Below are 18096 nucleotides of genomic sequence, written 5' to 3'. Positions count from 1 at the left end.
GCCCGGGATGCGGCGCTTCCATGTCAATACGCTCCGCTTCGGCGGCGCAGCGCCCATTCGCTGGCCAGCAGCGCCAGCACCGCGAAGAAGATCCAGCGCAGCTCGATCAGGTCGCTGAAGCGCGGCTGCGCGTAGGAGCGGGCGGCGTAACGCTGCTCGGTGCCCAGCGCCGCAACGATCGCATCCAGCTGGGAAGGACCCACCTGCTGCCCTCCGGTGCGCGCGGCGATGTCGGCCAGCAGCCCATGATCCGCCACGGTGCTCACCTGCTCCAGGGTCACCGCGCTCACATGCACTTCGCCTTGCGCCCGCATGCGCTCCCCTTGGTGCTCCGCTTCGGCCTGCCAGGTATAGCGGCCGGCGGGCAGCAGACCGGCATTCGCCCGGTAACCGTTCGCGCCGGCATTGAACGCCACCGGATACTCGCGCCCCTCTTCATCCTTGAGGACGATGGTGACCTCGGCATCGGGCACCGCCTCGAACGCCGCATTGTACACCTCGGCATTCAAGAGCACCTGCTCATTGGCCGGCACCACCGGTGCGTGATCCACGCGGAAGCGCTTCTTATCGGCCTTGAGGGCGAGGAATTGGGCCAGCTTGCGGATCAGGCGGTCGAAGCGCTCGTGGGAGCCGTTGAGCTGGTAATCGGCCATGCGCCAGCGCCACAGGCCCTCGCCGCAGATGGCGGCGCTGCGGGTGCCCTCCTGCTGCTCCACCGCGATCAGCGGCGCTTCGGTGCGCACAGCGCCCACGCGCTGCCAGGCCAGGGCCGATGCGGAACGGCTCAAGGCATACTGGGCGAAGGGCACCTGCAAGGGCGGGAAGCGCTCCAGCGCCTGCACCAGGTCGGCCTCAAGGATGAAGAGGCCGAAGTCGCGGGCCACGGCGGCTTGCGCGTCGGTGATCGAAGGTCGCGGATCGCTCACGCGCACGCCGCCGCGCAGGGCATTGAGCGCGTCCATCCGCGTGCCCATGCCGATCACGTGCAGCAGGGGGATCCCTTTCGCCTGCGCGCTGGCGATGAAAGCGCCCGCATCGGCCTTGTTGCCGGGCAGCTGGTGCAGCACGATCAGGTCGTACGCCGCAGCGGCGCCGTTGAATCCGTCGGCGTAGGCCAGCTCCACCTCATGGCCTTCCACACCGCTGAGGGCGGCGCGCAGGGCGGCGAGGTCGGGGTGCGGCGCGGCGGCCAGGATCAGCAGCTTCTGCCGCGCATCGAGCACTTCGATGAAGAAGTCCTGCTCGTTGTTCGCGCGGCCGCTCTCCCCATCGACGGCTTCGGCCTCCACGGTATAGCGCTGCGTGCCGGGCTTGTCGGCCTTCACGCTGAAGGCGACCTCGGTCACGAAAGGGTCGGTTGTGATGGCCAGGGACTGGCTGGCCAGCACCTCGCCGCCGCGCTTGATCAGCACGCGGGAGCCTGCGCCCTTCAGGTGCTGCGCCGTGAGGCGCACGCGCACGGGGAACTCATTGCCCAGGAAGCAGATGCGGTTGTGCTCCACGGACCGCACGGCCAGATCGGGCCGCACGGTGGTATCGCCCAAGGCTATGGTGAAGACCGGCACCTGCAAGCGCTCGGCATCGTAGCGCGGGTCGCGGCCTCGGTTCACGATGCCATCGCCATCGAGGATCACGGCGGCGAGGTCGGGTCCGCTGAAGCGGTCGTAAAGCTCGCGCAGCGCCTGGCTCAGGTCGGAGGCCGTGCCGCGCTGCTCCAGGTCGAGGCCCTCGGTGACCTGATCGCCGTAGGTGAAGGCGCGCACGGTGAAGCGCTCGCCCAGTTCGGACTCCAGGCGCTTGAGGCGCTCCGCATAGGATCCGCGCAGCGCGGCCGTATCGCCGGCGAGCAGCAGCGATCGCGAGCCGTCGTGCAGCAGGGCCACCACCGGCTTGCGCACCTCGCGCACCAGGATGCGCAGCATGGGCTCCAGCAGGAAGAAGGCGATGATGGCCACGGCCACCGCGCGCAGCACGGCCAGCAACCAGTTCACGCGCGGCGGGAAGCCCTCCTTCCCTTGCTGCCTGCGGTACAGGCACCACGCCAAGGCCGCGCCCAGCAGCACGCACAAGGGCGCGAGCCAGAGGGAATGGGCCGTGGTGAGGTGCATGGGGCGCGAAGATGGGAAGCGGAAGGGCGGCCGGTAGTGTCTCAGTTTGCGAAGGCTCAATGCCGAGTCTCATTTCCACCTTTCCCTTGATGGAAAGGTGGAGCCATCCCTTCGCCTGCGGCTCGGGAGCGACCACGGCCAAAGCCGCAGTCCCGGCTCGCACAATGCCCTCGGCACAGGCTGTCCGAGCCGGGCGCGGCCCTGCCTACCGCAGGCAGGCGCGCTGGCCGTGAACACCTACCGCACGTGGTTTCTGAACCGCTCTACCCTTGCCGCTAGCTGGTCTGCATCAACCCTGCGATTGGCTCGAACTGAGACACTACCAACCAAACACTCGCCCCCTACCTTCGCCACATGCCCACCGTGCACAACCGCGCTGAGTTGCTCCAGGCCTTGCAGGCCAACGCTACGCAGATACAAGGCTATGGTGTTGCGCGACTCGGCGTATTCGGCTCATTTGCGCGTGATGCCGCCACCCCGCACAGCGATGTGGACCTCTTCGTGGAGTTCGCACCTGAGCGCAAGACCTTGAAGAACCTGGTGGGCCTATCGCGCTTCTTAGAGTCCCAGTTGGGCCGCAAGGTGGAGCTGGTCACGCCCGCTTCGCTGAATGCCTTCATCGGCAAGCACATCCTGCAAGAAGTGCAATATGTCGCCCTCGCTGCTTGATTTCCTGCGGCACATCGCGCACGAGTGCGTTTAGCTGATGGCCTTGAAAGAAGGCAAGGGCTGGACTGAATTATTGGACGACCCTACGAACAGCCGCGCCATTGTGCGCAGCTTGGAGGTGATCGGCGAGGCCGTAAAGAAGCTGCCACATGAATTGCGGGCTAAGTATCCGCAAGTGGTCTGGTCTGACATGGCCGGCATGCGCGATGTGCTGATCCACCACTACTTCGGGATCGACTATGACATCGTGTGGGGCGTGCTCCAGAACGAGATCCCGACGCTGAGCCATGAGCTCCGCCGCATCATTGCGCTTGAAGGCGGGTAGGTCGTGCCATCCACCAAGCAACCTGCGGCACTGCACAGAGGCAAGTCGTTGAGCGCTGCGCACTCCGCGCGTCGTCCTCCCCCCTACGTCGTCATCCCCCCGCACACATGCAATGTCTGTCCGGTGATGTAGCTGCTGAGGTCGCTGCCGAGGAAGACGCAGGCGTTGGCCACATCGGTGGGGGTGCCGCCGCGCTTCAGGGGGATTCCTTCGCGCCATTGCTCCACCACCTTGGGGTCGAGGGCGCCGGTCATCTCCGTTTCGATGAAGCCGGGGGCGATGGCGTTGCTGCGGATGCTGCGGCTGCCGAGCTCCAGGGCCACGCTCTTGGTGAAGCCGATGATGCCGGCCTTGCTGGCGGCGTAGTTGGCCTGTCCGGCGTTGCCCTTCACCCCCACCACGCTGCTCATGTTGATGATGCTGCCGCTGCGCTGCTTCAGCATGGTGCGCATCACGGCCTTGGTCATGTTGAAGACGCTCTTGAGGTTGGTGGCGATCACCGCGTCCCAATCGGCCTCGCTCATGCGCATGAGCAATTGGTCCTTGGTGATGCCCGCGTTGTTCACCAGCACATCGAGCCTGCCCCAGGCGGCCACCACCTGGTCCACGGCGGCCTGGGCGCTGTTGAAGTCGGCGGCATCGCTCTGGATGGCGAGCACCAGGCGGCCGCTCTTCGCCTTCAGCTCCTCGGCCACGGCGTTGGCTTTGTCGGGGCTGCTCACGTAGGTGAAGGCCACGTCGGCGCCTTCTTCCAGGAAGCGTTCCACGATGCCGCGGCCGATGCCGCGCGAACCGCCGGTGATGAGGGCGGTTTTTCCGGTAAGTAGTGCCATGCGGCGAATGTAGAAGCACCTTTCCTATTCCCCGTGGGGCTGCGCATCCGATGCCCAAGGGCAGCCGATCAGCGATCAGCCCCCGCCCTGCTCCAGCGCGAACACATGCCGCAGGATGGCTTCGGCTGGCGCGGTGAGCACTTGATCGCGACGCGCCAGCACGCGTTTGGCGGCATCGATGGCCCGCTCGATGTCGTAGGTATCGAGGCCATCGGCCCCGCCCCATGCGAACGAGGGGATGCGCTTGGGCGGAAAGCCGCCGCCGAATACGTTGGCCGATACGCCCACCGCCGTGCCCGTATTGAACATGGTGTTGATGCCGCTCTTGCTGTGATCGCCCATGAAGAGCCCGCAGAACTGCAGGCCCGTGCCCACCTCCTGGCCTTCGGCGTGGCTGTACACCTTCACCTCGCCATAGGTGTTCTTCAGGTTGCTGTTGTTGGTGTCGGCGCCCAGGTTGCACCATTCGCCCAGCACGCTATTGCCGAGGAAGCCATCGTGGCCCTTGTTGCTGAAGCCGAACATGACGCTGTTGTTCACCTCGCCGCCCACGCGGCATTCGGGCCCGAAGGCTGATGGGCCATAGACCTTCGCGCCCATCTTCAGTTGGGCGTGATTGCCCAGCGCGATGGGTCCGCGTAGCAAGCAGCCCTCCATCACTTCCGCGCCGCGACCGATGTAGATGGGGCCTCCCTTGGTATTGAGGATGCTCGCCTCGCACACGGCGCCTTCTTCCAGGAAGATGAGCGAGGGGTCACCGAGCACCGTATTCAAGGCGCTCAGCGGCTGTGATCGCCTTCCTTCGGTGAGCAGTTGGAAGTCGTGCGCGATGGCTTGGCCGCACTGCTGGAAGAGATGCCAGGGCCGCGTGAAGGAGATCACCTCACCCGCGAATGGGACTTGCTGCTCATAGGCCGGCGGGTTCGACCAAGCGGCGGCATCCGGCGCTTCACTCCCGGCGATGCCGAAGGCCAGGGCGCGACCGTCCTTGACCAGCGCTTCGCCCGGCTTCAGATCCAGCACGGCTTCCACCAGATCATCCGTGGGGAACAAGGTGCCGTCCACTTCATAGCGCGGGCCTTCACCGGCGAGCAAGGGGAAGCCCGCCTGCAGGTAGCTCTCCGTGCGATAGCCGATGGGCAGCTCGCTGCGCAATTGCCAGCCCTCGCTGATGCGCAGGATGCCGGGGCGCAGCTGCGCCACCGGACGCGTGAAGGTGAGGGGCAGCAGGTGCGCGTGATGGCCCGCGTCGGAAAGGATGATCGCCATGCGGACGAAGGTAGAAGAGCGCTGGCAGCGCTACTCCATGCCGAAGAGGCCGCACACCCACCAGGCCAGGGCCGCGAGCACAGCGCTCACCGGGATGGTGAGGATCCAGGCCCAGAGCAGGCGCACGGTCACGCCCCAGCGCACGGCGCTCACGCGCTTGGTGGTGCCCACGCCGATGATGCTGCCGGTGATGGTGTGCGTGGTGCTCACGGGGATGCCCATCTGCTCGGTCATGTAGAGCGTCATGGCACCGGCGCTCTCGGCGCACACGCCTTCGAGCGGGCTCACCTTGGTGATGCGCGTGCCCATGGTCTTCACGATCTTCCAGCCGCCGCTGAGCGTGCCCAGGCCGATGGCGGAATAGCAGGCGAGCGGGATCCAGGCCGGCATGTGATCGAGGCCCTCTGCCTGTCCGCTGGCCACCATGGCCACCATGATGATGCCCATCACCTTCTGCGCATCGTTGCCGCCGTGGCCGATGCTGAACGCAGCGGAACTCAGCAGTTGCAGCCGTTTGTAGAGGTTGGACGTGCGCAGCGCGCTGGGTGCCTTGCTCAGGTCAACGGCATAGGTGAGCATGAACACGAGCGAGAACAGCGCCAGGCCGATGCGCAGATCATTGTTCTTCAGGATGAAGATGCTGGTGATGGCCGTGGCCAGGGCGATGATGAGCAGGCGCAGCCAGAGCTTGCTCACGAGGGTGACCAGCGTGATGAAGATGCTGATGATCATACCGACCACCGGGGCCAGGAGGATGAACGCGGCCACCAGTCCGATCTTGGAGAGGTTCACGCTGCCCAGGTCGAAGCCAGCGCCGGCCAAAGCGGCCCCTGCGAATCCGCCGATGAGGGTGTGCGAACTGCTGCTGGGGATGCCGTACCACCAGGTGAGCAGGTTCCAGGCGATGGCGGCGATGAGGCCCGCGAGCACCACGCGCAGGGTGATGAATTCCTCGTGCACCGTCTTGGCCACCGTGTTCGCGACGTGATGGTCGCTGAAGATGAAGAAGGCGATGAAGTTGAAGGCCGCGGCCCAGATCACGGCCTGCACGGGCGTGAGCACCTTGGTGCTGACGATCGTGGCGATGGAGTTCGCCGCGTCGTGGAAGCCGTTGATGTAGTCGAAGATCAGCGCTAACGCGATGATCACGATGAGCAGCGTCATGGGCTCAGGCGTACTTGAGCATGATGGACTCGAGCACATTGCCCACGTCCTCGCACTTGTCCGTGGCCAATTCCAAGGTGCTGTACAGGTCGCGCAGCTTGATCAGCGCGATGGGATCCTTCTCATTGGCGAAGAGCTTCTGGATGGCCCGGTCATAGACCTCATCGGCCTGATTCTCCATGCTGTTGATCTGCACCACGAATTCCATGTGGGCATTGCTCTTATGCATGCGCCGGAGGTTCTGCACGGCCAGCTGCACGATGTGAGCACCCTCGTTCACCAGTCGGGCCAGCTCGGAACAGGTCTGGTCGGGCTTGCCGATGCCGAAGAGCTCGAGGTTCTTGGCGCTGGCCAGGATGAAGTCGGCCACGTCGTCGAGGCTGGTGGCCAGGCTGTGGATGTCTTCCCGGTCGATCGGCGTGATGAAGTTGCGCGCCAGGTCGGTGAAGATGGTGTGCGTGAGGTCGTCGTTGGCGCGCTCGGCGATCTCGAGCCGCTCCAGCAAGGCGGTGCGCTGTGAGCCCGGCTCGGTTTGCATGATGGCCATCAGGTCCTCGCTCATCTTGAGCACGTTCGCGGCACTGGCCTCGAAATGGTAGAAGAACACGCGGTCTCGTGGCTTGAAGATGCTCAGGAGTTGGTCGAGCGCCATGGGGCTTTGATTGGGGTGGGCAAATGTATCCGGGGAGCTTAGCGCGAAGCTGCTCTTGCGGATTGGTAACCCTAGGTTAACATGATCATGGATCGTCAGATCCCGAACTCAACTTGGAACAAGGTGGTCCAACTGTTCCCATTGTGATCGAAGGCGGCCATGCCATCAATCCAGCGGTAGCCTGCGTACCACTGCAGCTTGATACGATGGCCGTTGAGGTAGCGATTGATCCCGAGCAGGGACTCCTCGGTGCGAGCGCGCAGTAAGGTCACTTCGCCGGTAGGCCGGACAATGGTGTAGCGCGATGCGATTTCCCAGTGGCTGCGGAAATGCTTGCTCAATTGCACATTCAGCCCTTGTCCAGCGGTCACGAAGCGCACCGCGCCCGCTTCACTGGTGGTTATTGGCCTGTCGCTGTCGCGCTGGAAAGCTTCGGCAGACAGCGCCCAACCTTGATACTTGAGGACCGCATCGGCGATGAAGGTGCCTATATCCGTTGGCGCGAAGAGCTCCGTCCCCAATTGGCCGCCCGTTCGCATAGCGCCATCGTTGTACGAATAACCCGCTGCCACCGAGAGCCTCGGGCGCGATTCCATCTCCAGATCGCCCTCGCTGAAGTCGCCGCTGTTCGCGAATGCCCCGAACGGCAACCACTCCAAACGGCTGGTGTAGCAGATGCCATTGTTGCCCACCAGCGCGCCCCTTCCCTCGCCGCTGGTCAGCGCGCCTTTCAGTTGAACGAGCTGCTCACCGAGGGGGATGGTCCAGTATGCGAACATGCCCACATCACGGTCCAAGGTGAAAGCTGCATTGGCGATGGAACGGTCGGGGAACTGCTGATTGCCGGAGCTGATCACCCGTTGGCGATTGCCAGGCAGCTTGCCCTGCCCGAAGCCCACATACAAGTTCGGGTTGAAGTAGTAGTAAACCAAGGCGTCGCGCAGGGGCTGAGCGATCACATCCCCCTCCAGGTCCAAGTCCGCGCGGCTGAAATTGAGTTGCACATAGTACCGGAGCTTACGCGCGAGCACGTGGCCGTCGAGCCGGAGCCGGAGCCTGCGGATGCGCAGATCCACGGCATCCACGCTCAAGTCGTCACCGCCTGCGGTAGTGATTCCCGCACGGCTCTGCATGCGGAAGCGCAAGTTCAGGGCGAATACCGAATCCTTGGAGAATGAAAGGCCATTGCGCACATCGATCAAAGGAGCCTCGTCTCGCTCGTTCTGAGCGAACAGCAAGGCAGGCACAGCGAGCAGCATGGCTGCCGCCAAGCATCGTGGTAGTCTCCGGTACATCGCGGCGCGAAGCAGCGTTCGACCTGTTAATTGAATGTTACCATGCCGGAAACTGACCTTGAACGTTATGAAGAATCAGGAATGCACCTTTGCGGCGAAACGGGAACATGCTTTACGAATTCAATGGTTATCGGCCGGTTGTGCACCCCACGGCCTTCGTGCATCCGCAAGCAGCGGTTACGGGCAACGTGGTCATCGGGGCGGACGTGTACATCGGTCCCGGCGCGGCGCTTCGCGGAGATTGGGGCGAGATCGTGGTGAAGGACGGCTGCAACGTGCAGGAGAATTGCACCATCCATATGTTCCCCGGGGTGAAGGTGGTGCTGCACCCCGGCGCGCACATCGGGCACGGCGCCATCATCCACGGCGCCACCATCGGACCCAACTGCCTGGTGGGCATGAATGCGGTGATCATGGACGATGTGCAGCTCGGCGAGGGCTGCATCGTAGGCGCTCTGGCCTTCCTGCCCGAAGGGAGCATCTGGGAGGCCCGGCAGGTGATCGTGGGCAATCCGGCCAAGGCGGTGAAAGCGGTAAGCGATGAAATGCTTGCTTGGAAGTCCGAAGGCACGCGTCTTTACCAATCACTTCCTGCGCAATTGCACGCGACGCTCAAGCCCTGCGAGCCGCTGCGCGAAGTGGATCGCAGCAGGCCGCCCATCACTGCGGCATACAGCACGTGGAAGAGAACGCGCAGTTGAATCGGAGCCTACCTTCGGCCACGAGAACCCTGCGACTCCCTAACCCAGCGCCTCCGCGAAGGCACTCAACCTTCAACCTTCCGACCCATCGTGAACGCCGTCATCTGCCCCCTCTCCATCGTCCCCGTGCGCGCCGAGCCGAGCGATCGCGCCGAGATGGTCACCCAATGGCTCTTCGGCGAGACCGCGCAAGTGGTGGACACCGAAGGCAACTGGAGCCGTTTGCGATTCGACCACGACGGGTATGAAGGCTGGGTGGACCAGAAGCAGCTCGCCCCCTGCCCCACGCCCAACTTCGATCCCGACCTGCGCGTGATCGATCAGAGCACCATCGTTGATCTCGGCGAGCGGCAAGTGCCCCTCACCTATGGCGCCGTGCTGCCGTTCTACGAGGAGGGCACGATCCTCTGGGGCAAGCATCGCGTGCCGGTTCAGGCCGTCACCAACCACAAGCCCGATCTGGAGCGCGCCGAGCTGCTCGAGCTCTACATGCATCCCTTCCTCGGGGCGCCCTACCTCTGGGGCGGCCGCACGCCATGGGGCGTCGATTGCAGCGGGCTCGTCCAGATGATCTTCATCCTCATGGGGATCTACCTGCCGCGCGATGCGGGCCAGCAGGCCGAGGAGGGCGACATGGTGGAGCTGCTTGACCTGTGCGAGCCCGGCGACCTGGCTTTCTTCGACAACGCTGAGGGACGCATCACGCACGTGGGGATCGTCCTCACCCGCAATGAGGACGACGACCTTCGCATCATCCACAGCAGCGGTCGGGTGCGCATCGATAAGCTCGATCAACAGGGCATCTACAACGCCGAGGAGGCGCGCTACACGCACAAGCTGCGGCTGATGCGACGGGTGCTCTGAGAACGACGAACCGATCTCGAGCGCCCCGCCCGACCTTTGCGGCGCATGCCCATCGCAATCACCTTTCACGGCGCCGCCGGAACCGTTACCGGAAGCAAGCACCTGCTTGAACTCACACGCACCGATGGCAGCACCGCCCGCGTGCTGCTCGATTGCGGCATGTTCCAGGGCGAGGCCCTCGCGAACAGCAATGGGAAGGACCGCAACCGGCGCTTCGGCTTCGATCCAGAATCGATTGATGCCGTGGTGCTGAGCCATGCGCACATCGATCACAGCGGCCTGCTGCCCCGATTGGTGGCCGAGGGCTTCAAAGGCACCATCTGGAGCACGCCGGCCACCCGCGACCTCTGCGCCATCATGCTCGAGGACAGCGCGCGGATCCAGGAATACGACTTCACGGATGCGGTGCGACGCGCGGAGAAGCGCGGCAAGGCCGCTCCCACCGAAGGACCGCTGTACACCGTGGACGATGTGCAGCCCGCCATGGCGCTCTTCCAAACGGCGGCCTATCAGGAGCGCATCGAGGTCTTGCCCGGCATCGAGCTCACCTATTCCGATGCCGGGCATATCCTGGGAAGCGCGGCCGTGCACCTATCCATCGACGATGGCGAGCGCAGCCTGCGCCTCTCCTTCACCGGCGATGTGGGCCGATACGTGGACCGCTTACTGCCTGCGCCTGCACCTTTCCCGCAGGCCGATGCGATCATCTGCGAGAGCACCTACGGCGACCGCGACCATGCCGACATCGCCGAAGCCGAGGATGAACTGCTGCGGCACGTCACTGAGGTCTGCGTGAAGCGTCGCGGGCGATTGATCATCCCGGCGTTCAGCATCGGCAAGACCCAGGAGATCCTGTACACCCTGAACGCGCTCAGCAACGCCGGCCGCTTGCCGCGCGTCCCGGTCTTCGTGGACAGCCCCTTGGCCATCAGCGCCACTGATATCGTCCGCCGGCATGCTGCGCTCTTCCGGCCCGAAGTGCGCGAGGAATTGCATCGCGACCCCGACCTCTTCTCCTTTCCCGGAGTATCGTTCGTAAGGGAATCGGAGCAGAGCAAGCGCCTGAACGGATCGAAGGAGCCCTGCATCATCATCAGCGCCAGCGGCATGATGGAGGCCGGCCGCGTGCGCCACCACTTGCTCCATGCCCTGCCGAATGCGGACAACGCCGTGCTGGCGGTGGGCTTCTGCGCACCGGGAACACTCGGTCACGAACTGCTCAATGGCGCGCGCGAGGTGCGGATCTTCGGTGAGCATGTGCCGGTGAATGCCGAGGTGCTGCGCATGGAATTCTACAGCGCGCACGGCGACCGCAAGGAATTGCTCCATTATCTCGAATGCCAGGACCCCGCTCGCGTGCGCACCCTCTTCCTGGTGCATGGCGAGGAAGGGCCGCGCACGGCCTTGGCCGGGGAATTCAGGCAACGCGGCTTCGCTGACGTGAAGCTGCCGAAGCTTCGCGAGCGGTTCGAGCTGTGAGCGCCCCTTGGTGCAACCCGCATGCTGGCCCGATCAGCGCAGCGGTCAGCGCGATCAGCTCCCCGTGAGCGCGATCTCCTTCAATTGCGCTGCGAGCCAGGTGCGCGCCTCGGCCTCATCATCGGTCACGAGTATCCGCTGCAATTGCGGGAAGTAGGAGAAATAGAGCTTCGTCATCATCTCGATCATGCTGGCCTTCGCGACCACGGCGCTGGCCAGGACCTGGCTCTCCGTGCGGTCCGCTTTGCCCTGATCCACATGCATCGCCTCCATCCGGTAATCGACATCCTCCGGGATGACCGTGAGGGTCGCATAAGCGCGCGTGCCCATGACCTTGCGCCGCAGCATCTGCACTTCCGCCACACTCTTCAGGTCGAAGACGATGCCTTCGTGGTAGTGGATCTCCAGCAACTGGGGGGCGGCCACGATCAAGGTGGCGATGCTGGCGTGATGCTCCTGGGGCTCGATGGTCATGGCTTGATCCGTTACCGGAGGGGCAAGGTAGTCGAGCCCGCAACAGCCACGCCGCCCCAGCCCCTTGTGCCTCTCCGACTCAGAACCGCAGCGTGTACCCCATCACGGGCAGGATGGCCAATTGCGAGGCGCCTTCAATCCGCTTGATGCTGCTGTTGTAGTAGGAGTACACCACGGTCTGCGCGTTGAGCACGTTCTGCACATCGGCCTTGAACTCGTGGCTCACCTTGGCGCGGCCCACGCGGTATGCCAGCACCAGATCGAGCTTGTGGATGGGATCGCCCTTGAAGCTCATGAGCGCCGTGCTCTCCAACTCATAGCCAGCGGCGATGCTCGCTTCAGCATCAAGCGGTGTTTGCCATTGCCCACCCTGCACGCTGTAGCGTGCTCCGGTGGTGAGCACCTTATCCTTATCGGCCTTGCCCACCTTCCATTCCTTGCCTGCGAGCGCATTGGCCACCGCGCCCAAGCCGAAGCGCGCGTTGTACCAGGTGCCATCAGCCGCGCGGTAGCGCGACTCGAATACCGAGAGCGTGGCCAAGGCATGCCAGCCGCGCGTGAAGAACTTCTCGATGCTGATCTCCACGCCCGCATTATAGCCGATGCCCTTGCTCACCAACGGCTTGTCGGTGTACCACTCCTGCGTATTGCCGAGCCAGAACGCGCTGCCTGCCGCATCCTCCACGGGTTGGCTATAGAGGTACTGATGGTAAGCTTCGGCTTTGAACTGCACATCCTCCGTGATGAGCTGCTCATAGCCGAGCACCACATGCGCCGCGCGGCTGAGGCCCAGGCCCCGGTTGCGCTGCACGGTGCGGCCTTCGGCATCAGTGGTGCGCACCAGATGGTTCATCAGGCTCTCTGTCTTGCTGTGCAGGCCTGCGCCAAAGGTGAAGGCACGGGCAGGCGTGCGCTGGTAACGGAGCGCGGCGCGCGGTTCCACGCTGCTGGCTCCATTGAGCGCATAATGCAGGAAGTGGACTCCGCTGGTGAGGCTCCACTGCTCGTTCCAGCGCCACTTCCAGCTGGTGAAGGCCTGCACGGTCGTCGCCTCGCCCCGCTGGTCCAGGTTCACTTTCATCACGCTATCGGCGCGATCGAAGGTATTGGCGTACATCCGGAAGCGGTCGAGCGAGAAGATGACCCCGGTGCGCAGCTTGTGGCTGGCATTGATGCGCGTATTGAGCGTGGTCGAAGCGCGCAAGGTCGTCCGGGCGAAGTCGGTCTCATGCCGCATCACCAGCGGCGATTCGCCGGGCGCTGGCGATTCGAAGTAGTCCACGCCGCTGCCGTTGCCGCTGAGGCTGGCGGTGGTGTACAGGAAGTTGTTGCTTCCCAGCAGCAGCGTATGCGTGATGCCGGCGACGCCCATGCGCGACCCATACTGGGCCGTTGCGAAGAGCGTATCGCCCAATTCGCTCTCCTCCTTCTGGTCGATGCTGCTGCGCCCCCCGATGCCGAAGAGCGAGAAGGTGCCGGCCTTGGCCGTGGGGAGCTTGAGCTTGAAGGCGGCATCGGTGTACTTCGGGACACCCTGGTAATCGACGATGCCGGCTTGATCGAGCAGCGATAGCGTGCTGTAACGGTAGTTCGCCAGATAACTGCCGCCCTGCACACCGGGAACCGGTCCTTCGGCGGTGAGGTCGGTGCCGAGCACGCCGGCCTTCAATGTGTACTCCCGCTTGCGGTCATTGCCGTCGCGCAACTTCATGTCGAAGACCGCGCTGGTGACGTTGCCGTACTCGGCTGCGAAAGCGCCGGTGTAGAAATCGCTGTTGTCCACCACATCGCTGTTGAGCACGTTGATGGGGCCGCCCGTGGTGCCATCGTCGGCGAAGTGGTTGGGGTTGGGGATCTCCATGCCTTCGAGGCGCCAGAGCACGCCCTTGGGCGAGTTGCCGCGCACGATGATGGTGTTGTTGCCCGTGGGGTCGCCCGATACGCCGGGGAAAACGGTGACCATGCGCGCAGGATCGTTGATGCCTCCGGCGATGCGCGAGGTCTCTTCCACGCTGATCTTGCGCGCGCTCATCACGGCCATGTCGTTGCGCACTTCGCCGTGGCCCTTCTTCCCACTGACCTCCACCTCCTCAAGCTTCACGAGCGACTCCTGCAGGCGCACATCGAGCACCAGTTCCTTGGCTGAGTTCACCAAGAGGTTGGCGAGTGTCTGCTCCTCGTAGCCGAGCATGCGCACCTGAAGGGCGATGCGCCCTGCGGGGACCTTCTCAAGCATGAAGCGGCCATCGAGGTCGGTGGTGGCGCCGATCAGCGGGTCGCTGCCGATCAGGATCACGGTGGCGCCGATCAAGGGCTGGCGGGTGTCGGCATCGACGATGGTGCCGCGCACGGATTGGGTCTGCACCTGCGCCATGAGATGGCCGGCAAGGGCAATGAGCATCATGACGAATGCTGCACGAAGGCTGGCGGAATGCATGGGGAATCTGCTGTTGTTTCCCCTGTGACAGGGAACGCCTTCGATACCCCTATCCGGATCCATCAAAAAATGCGGCGGTGATCCCGGTTCCACCTCAGAACCGCACCCCCACGCTCGCCTTCCACCCCAGCCAACCGCTCAAGCGCAACTCATCCTCCTGGTGGGAGTAGGACAACTCCGACGGCGGAATCGCGCTCCTATACAGCCCGGTGAAGGCGTCGCGCCAATCGCTCACGAAGAGGTTCGCTAACGGTCCGGCGCTGATGGCGATGCGGTCCTTGATGAGCACGCCGGGCGCGATGCTGAAACGCCCGAGGATGTTCACGGCGTCCACCCATTCGCGCTGCTCCACGATCTGCTCCGCCGTGAGGTCGATGTTGGCGAAAAGGTGCTTCCCGAAGCGTGGCTCGAATCCGAAGCCATAGAGGAAGCCCCAACGCTCGGTGCTGTCAACCGGGGGTGAATAGCCCAGGATGTTGTGGAAGACCCGGGTGCCGGTGCGGAATTGCACGCTCAGCGGGATCACGTCACCGCTGACTGCATCGATGCGGTGATAGCCTTTCAGGGAAAACGAGAACAGGCCCACCGCTCCGCCGCTGAGCGAATCGCTGAGGTTGATGAATCCCACCTGCCCTCCGAATACTCGTCGGCCGAAATTGAGCGCGCCCACCTGGCCGCCTCGGACCGTGCCGGGCACCACGTTCAGTCCGAAGGAGAACTGACCGCCTTCCGCATTTCCAGCGTAATTCAATCCGAAGCCCACCTGCCCCTTCGACACCGAACCGGGCACCACGTTGGCGCCGAAGCTGAATTGACCACCGGTGACATGGCCTGCGTAATTCAAGCCGAAGCCCACCTGCCCACCGCTCACCGCGCCCGGCGCCACATTGGCCCCGAATGTCACCTGGCCGCCCGTGACGCTTCCCGCGTAGTTGGCACCGAAACCGACCTGCCCTCCGCCCACCTCGCCCAAAGAGACGTTCACGCCGCCGCTCACTTGGCCGCCTTTCACGGCTTTGGCGTAGTTGATCGCACCGCTCACTTGCGCCTTGTTCACCACGCCCGTAGCGGCATTCAATCCACCGCTCACCTGGACGCCATCGAGATCGCCGATGGCCACGTTGGCCGCACCGCTCACCTGGGTGCCCGCCATGCCGCGCTTCACCACGTTCACCCCGCCGGCCACCTGCACGCCGATCAGCGTATCCCAGACCGTGTTGCTGATGCCCGCCACCTGCATGCCCTTCATGGCGCGCATGCTGTGGTTCACGCCGCCCGCCAACTGCAGACCGCGCACCGTGCCGCCCACGAGATTGCCGATGCCCGCAACCTGCGCGCCTTTCATGTCGTGGCTGAGCACGTTGGCCCCGCCACCGATCTCCAGGCCGTCGAGCCCGCGCGCGTAGCCCGCAAGGATGTTCACGGAGACTTCATTCACCACCGCCCCGGCAATCGGACCATTGGTGCTCACGCCCGGCACCAGCGAGAGCTGGATCGCCCTTCGCTCCGCGTAGCCGAGGTTCTCCGCTAACTGCATGCGCGAAGCGGGCACGAGCAGCCGTGCCGTGCCGAGGTCCTCCACGCCGCAACGGTCCCACGCGCAGATGGGATCGATGCGCTCGATGGGCGGGATCGGTCGAAGCGCGATGCGCATCGCCTCTCCGCGTTCCACGAAGACCACGGTATCCTGGTATCCGCTGCGGGCGATGAGCAAGGGCGTGCGCTCCAACTCGCCGCTGAGCGCGATGCGGAAAGCGCCCTTCGCGTCGGTGGCCACCGCGTTGCTCTTGCGCAGCTCGAATACCGTTGCACCGGGAACAGGAACGCCGTTCGTTCCATCGCTGATCGCGCCCTCGATCTCGAAGCGCTGCTTTCGGCCGGGCGCTGCGGTGATGATGAGGTGATTGCCGCTCTCCTTCCACGGCAGGCCCTTCGGCAGAACGGTGCGCAGGGCGCGTTGCACGGTCCAATCAGCTGCGTGCAGGCTCACCGCGCTATCAGCCGGAACGGCAGCGGCGTTGTAGCTCATGCGGAAAGCGCCATCCTTCGCGATCAGCGTGAGCACATTGCCCAATCGCGCGTTCTCGGCATGCACGGTGATGCGGCGCTCGAGGATGCCTTGGGCGTTGGCGGCCCACGCTCCGAGCGAAAGGCACACGATCAGCGCGAAGCGCTCAGCACCCTTCTCCATCAAGTGCATAGCTGTTACCGTTGCGGGTGAGCGTTAGGCTGAAGGTGTCGGCGATCACGCCGAGGATGGCCTCGATGGGCTCATCGTCGAACTCGGCGGTGAGCGTGCAGCGCGCGAGACGGGGATTGGTGAAGACGACGTCCACCTTGTAGATGCGCTCCAATTGACGGGCGACCTCATCGAGCGGGGCGCGATCGAAGTGGATGATGCGCCAGCCCCAGACCTCTGCGGGCGGCGCCGGGGCGCGCTCGAGCACGTGCCGCGACTTCCGGTACCGCGCGTGCTGGCCGGCGCTGAGCGTGAGCGTGTCCATGCCCGCTTCCACATGCACGCGGCCGCTGCGCACGCGCACCTCCACGATGTCCGCCGTATCGTACGCCGACACGGTGAACGCCGTGCCCAGCACCGTGACCTGCACATCACCGGCGGCAATCACGAAGGGGCGGGCTTCATCGCGCCGCACATCGAAGTAAGCCTCGCCTTCCAGGTTGATGGCACGCGTCCGGCCCATGCGCGCCTCGATGGAGGAAGCGGGCGAAAGGGTCACGGAGCTGCTATCCTTCAGCCTCGCTTCCAGTACCTCGCCGGCGGATGCATAATGATCGGCCCTCGGCTGAATGAACCAGCGCGCGGCGAGGAGGACACCGCCCACGATCGCTGCTGCCGCTGCCCAGCGCTGCCAGCGGACCCTGTTCAATGGAATCACGCGCCCTTGTCCTTCAGCTTCAGCGATGTGGCCCTGCACCTTGGCCCAGGCGAGGTCTTCCATGAGCCGGGCCTGAGCTTCGGCCTCCGCTCCAATAGCCCAGGCACGACGCTCGGCCTCAGCGCCCTGCGCCCATGCCCGCTCTTCCGCAGCCTGAGCCTCAAAGCCCGCCACGCTGTACGACCAGATGCGCTGCCAGCGATCGAGCTCCTGCGCGTTCCCCGCGTCCATTCGCACCCAAGCCTCCACTTGAGCCCGCTGAAGCGCATTGGCCTCACCGGCCACGTACCGCGCCAACAGGTTGCTATCGATGCTGTTCTGATCCACGTTCCCGTAGTGTGACAACCGTGCCTACGAATACCCCTATCCGCCCCCATCGCTCAGCAAGAACAGCCAGGGCAGCAGAGGCACCAGGTCCTTCAGTTCGCTGCGCAGGGTCTTCAGCGCGCTGCCCATCTGGTTCTCCACGGTCTTCACGGAGATGCCCATCCGCGCGGCGATCTCGTGGTACTTCAGGCCTTCGTAGCGGCTCAGCTTGAAGACCTTCCTCCGCTCTTCCGGCAACGATTCGATCGCGGCCTGCACGCGCGCGATCCGCTCAGTGTGCTCATCCTCGGTGCGCTCCAACTCCTCCAAGCGATCGTCCACGTCTTCGTTCAACGCGCGCAGCTTGGCGCCGGACTTCATGGCATTGAGGCAGCGGTTGCGCACCGATGCATAGAGGTAGGCCTTCACGCTGGTGGTCACCTGCACCTTCTCGCGGTCGAGCCAGAGGCGGAAGAAGAGGTCCTGCACGAGGTCCTCGGCCTTGTCAGCATCCTTCAGGTAGCCGCTGGCGAATGCGCAGAGCGCGCGGTAGTGCAGGCGGAACAGGGCCTCGAAGGCCGTGCGGTCGCTTGCGGCGATGGGCGCGAATTCGGCGTGCATCG

At 64.4% G+C, this 18096-nt stretch carries 16 protein-coding genes; 5 read left to right on the top strand and 11 right to left on the bottom strand.

Features of this window, described 5'->3' with window-relative positions; all coding sequences use genetic code 11:
* Positions 1 to 23: 23 nt before the first annotated feature.
* Entirely contained in the window at positions 24 to 2108 is a 2085-nt protein-coding gene (locus IPM12_11000) for a hypothetical protein (protein MBK9148326.1), read from the bottom strand.
* 354 nt (positions 2109 to 2462) lie between these two features.
* Between IPM12_11000 and IPM12_10995 the strand changes: the two genes are divergently transcribed.
* Positions 2463 to 2777: a nucleotidyltransferase family protein gene (locus IPM12_10995; GenBank protein ID MBK9148325.1), complete on the top strand. Its 315-nt coding sequence runs from the start codon at positions 2463 to 2465 to the stop codon at positions 2775 to 2777.
* A 37-nt stretch (positions 2778 to 2814) separates the two neighbouring features.
* A complete protein-coding gene (locus IPM12_10990) occupies positions 2815 to 3102 on the top strand; it encodes a DUF86 domain-containing protein (GenBank protein MBK9148324.1) in 288 nt (95 codons plus the stop codon).
* An 83-nt stretch (positions 3103 to 3185) separates the two neighbouring features.
* Here IPM12_10990 and fabG read toward each other — a convergent pair whose 3' ends face one another.
* The 5 genes from fabG to IPM12_10965 all read right to left on the bottom strand — a co-directional run bounded on the left by fabG (position 3186) and on the right by IPM12_10965 (position 8279).
* Positions 3186 to 3935, bottom strand: a complete 750-nt coding sequence (gene fabG, locus IPM12_10985; GenBank protein MBK9148323.1) for a 3-oxoacyl-[acyl-carrier-protein] reductase — start codon at positions 3933 to 3935, stop codon at positions 3186 to 3188.
* Between the two features lie 75 nt (positions 3936 to 4010).
* Positions 4011 to 5204 carry a GlmU family protein gene (locus IPM12_10980; GenBank protein ID MBK9148322.1) on the bottom strand — a complete coding sequence of 398 codons (1194 nt, stop codon included), beginning with the start codon at positions 5202 to 5204 and terminating at the stop codon, positions 4011 to 4013.
* A gap of 30 nt (positions 5205 to 5234) precedes the next feature.
* Complete coding sequence (locus IPM12_10975) at positions 5235 to 6368, bottom strand: inorganic phosphate transporter (protein MBK9148321.1); 1134 nt, start codon at positions 6366 to 6368, stop codon at positions 5235 to 5237.
* A 4-nt stretch (positions 6369 to 6372) separates the two neighbouring features.
* Positions 6373 to 7020: a DUF47 family protein gene (locus tag IPM12_10970; protein MBK9148320.1), complete on the bottom strand. Its 648-nt coding sequence runs from the start codon at positions 7018 to 7020 to the stop codon at positions 6373 to 6375.
* 95 nt (positions 7021 to 7115) lie between these two features.
* Complete coding sequence (locus IPM12_10965) at positions 7116 to 8279, bottom strand: porin (GenBank protein ID MBK9148319.1); 1164 nt, start codon at positions 8277 to 8279, stop codon at positions 7116 to 7118.
* Positions 8280 to 8422: 143 nt separating this feature from the next.
* Between IPM12_10965 and IPM12_10960 the strand changes: the two genes are divergently transcribed.
* From IPM12_10960 to IPM12_10950, 3 genes are all read left to right on the top strand, one after another.
* Positions 8423 to 9016, top strand: a complete 594-nt coding sequence (locus IPM12_10960; GenBank protein ID MBK9148318.1) for a transferase hexapeptide repeat family protein — start codon at positions 8423 to 8425, stop codon at positions 9014 to 9016.
* 156 nt (positions 9017 to 9172) lie between these two features.
* Positions 9173 to 9880 (top strand): C40 family peptidase, encoded by a 708-nt coding sequence (locus IPM12_10955; GenBank protein ID MBK9148317.1) that lies wholly within the window; start codon positions 9173 to 9175, stop codon positions 9878 to 9880.
* Between the two features lie 51 nt (positions 9881 to 9931).
* The gene (locus IPM12_10950) at positions 9932 to 11359 is read left to right on the top strand and encodes an MBL fold metallo-hydrolase (protein MBK9148316.1); all 1428 of its coding nucleotides are present in this window, start codon (positions 9932 to 9934) and stop codon (positions 11357 to 11359) included.
* A 54-nt stretch (positions 11360 to 11413) separates the two neighbouring features.
* On the opposite strand, the gene IPM12_10945 is transcribed toward IPM12_10950, so the two are convergent.
* The 5 genes from IPM12_10945 to IPM12_10925 all read right to left on the bottom strand — a co-directional run bounded on the left by IPM12_10945 (position 11414) and on the right by IPM12_10925 (position 18094).
* On the bottom strand, positions 11414 to 11833 hold the full coding sequence (locus tag IPM12_10945; protein ID MBK9148315.1) for a hypothetical protein: 420 nt from the start codon (positions 11831 to 11833) through the stop codon (positions 11414 to 11416).
* A 79-nt stretch (positions 11834 to 11912) separates the two neighbouring features.
* Positions 11913 to 14237 (bottom strand): TonB-dependent receptor, encoded by a 2325-nt coding sequence (locus tag IPM12_10940; protein MBK9148314.1) that lies wholly within the window; start codon positions 14235 to 14237, stop codon positions 11913 to 11915.
* Between the two features lie 127 nt (positions 14238 to 14364).
* Positions 14365 to 16461: a hypothetical protein gene (locus tag IPM12_10935; protein MBK9148313.1), complete on the bottom strand. Its 2097-nt coding sequence runs from the start codon at positions 16459 to 16461 to the stop codon at positions 14365 to 14367.
* Complete coding sequence (locus IPM12_10930; GenBank protein MBK9148312.1) at positions 16445 to 17494, bottom strand: FecR domain-containing protein; 1050 nt, start codon at positions 17492 to 17494, stop codon at positions 16445 to 16447. The genes IPM12_10935 and IPM12_10930 overlap by 17 nt, the downstream gene beginning before the upstream one ends.
* 36 nt (positions 17495 to 17530) lie before the next feature.
* Complete coding sequence (locus tag IPM12_10925) at positions 17531 to 18094, bottom strand: RNA polymerase sigma-70 factor (protein MBK9148311.1); 564 nt, start codon at positions 18092 to 18094, stop codon at positions 17531 to 17533.
* Between the last annotated feature and the right edge of the window lie 2 nt (positions 18095 to 18096).

It is taken from the genome of Flavobacteriales bacterium, from assembly GCA_016716605.1.
GTDB lineage: Bacteria > Bacteroidota > Bacteroidia > Flavobacteriales_F > PHOS-HE28 > PHOS-HE28.
This window is presented reverse-complemented; position numbering and strand designations above follow the sequence as displayed.

What these genes read in the sequence shown, in the direction of transcription:
- IPM12_11000 (MBK9148326.1), bottom strand. Translation starts at nt 2,108, where the DNA reads ATGCACCTCACCACGGCCCATTCCCTCTGGCTCGCGCCCTTGTGCGTG.
- IPM12_10995 (MBK9148325.1), top strand. Translation starts at nt 2,463, where the DNA reads ATGCCCACCGTGCACAACCGCGCTGAGTTGCTCCAGGCCTTGCAGGCC.
- IPM12_10990 (MBK9148324.1), top strand. Translation starts at nt 2,815, where the DNA reads ATGGCCTTGAAAGAAGGCAAGGGCTGGACTGAATTATTGGACGACCCT.
- fabG (MBK9148323.1), bottom strand. Translation starts at nt 3,935, where the DNA reads ATGGCACTACTTACCGGAAAAACCGCCCTCATCACCGGCGGTTCGCGC.
- IPM12_10980 (MBK9148322.1), bottom strand. Translation starts at nt 5,204, where the DNA reads ATGGCGATCATCCTTTCCGACGCGGGCCATCACGCGCACCTGCTGCCC.
- IPM12_10975 (MBK9148321.1), bottom strand. Translation starts at nt 6,368, where the DNA reads ATGACGCTGCTCATCGTGATCATCGCGTTAGCGCTGATCTTCGACTAC.
- IPM12_10970 (MBK9148320.1), bottom strand. Translation starts at nt 7,020, where the DNA reads ATGGCGCTCGACCAACTCCTGAGCATCTTCAAGCCACGAGACCGCGTG.
- IPM12_10965 (MBK9148319.1), bottom strand. Translation starts at nt 8,279, where the DNA reads ATGCTGCTCGCTGTGCCTGCCTTGCTGTTCGCTCAGAACGAGCGAGAC.
- IPM12_10960 (MBK9148318.1), top strand. Translation starts at nt 8,423, where the DNA reads ATGCTTTACGAATTCAATGGTTATCGGCCGGTTGTGCACCCCACGGCC.
- IPM12_10955 (MBK9148317.1), top strand. Translation starts at nt 9,173, where the DNA reads ATGGTCACCCAATGGCTCTTCGGCGAGACCGCGCAAGTGGTGGACACC.
- IPM12_10945 (MBK9148315.1), bottom strand. Translation starts at nt 11,833, where the DNA reads ATGACCATCGAGCCCCAGGAGCATCACGCCAGCATCGCCACCTTGATC.
- IPM12_10940 (MBK9148314.1), bottom strand. Translation starts at nt 14,237, where the DNA reads ATGATGCTCATTGCCCTTGCCGGCCATCTCATGGCGCAGGTGCAGACC.
- IPM12_10935 (MBK9148313.1), bottom strand. Translation starts at nt 16,461, where the DNA reads ATGGAGAAGGGTGCTGAGCGCTTCGCGCTGATCGTGTGCCTTTCGCTC.
- IPM12_10925 (MBK9148311.1), bottom strand. Translation starts at nt 18,094, where the DNA reads ATGCACGCCGAATTCGCGCCCATCGCCGCAAGCGACCGCACGGCCTTC.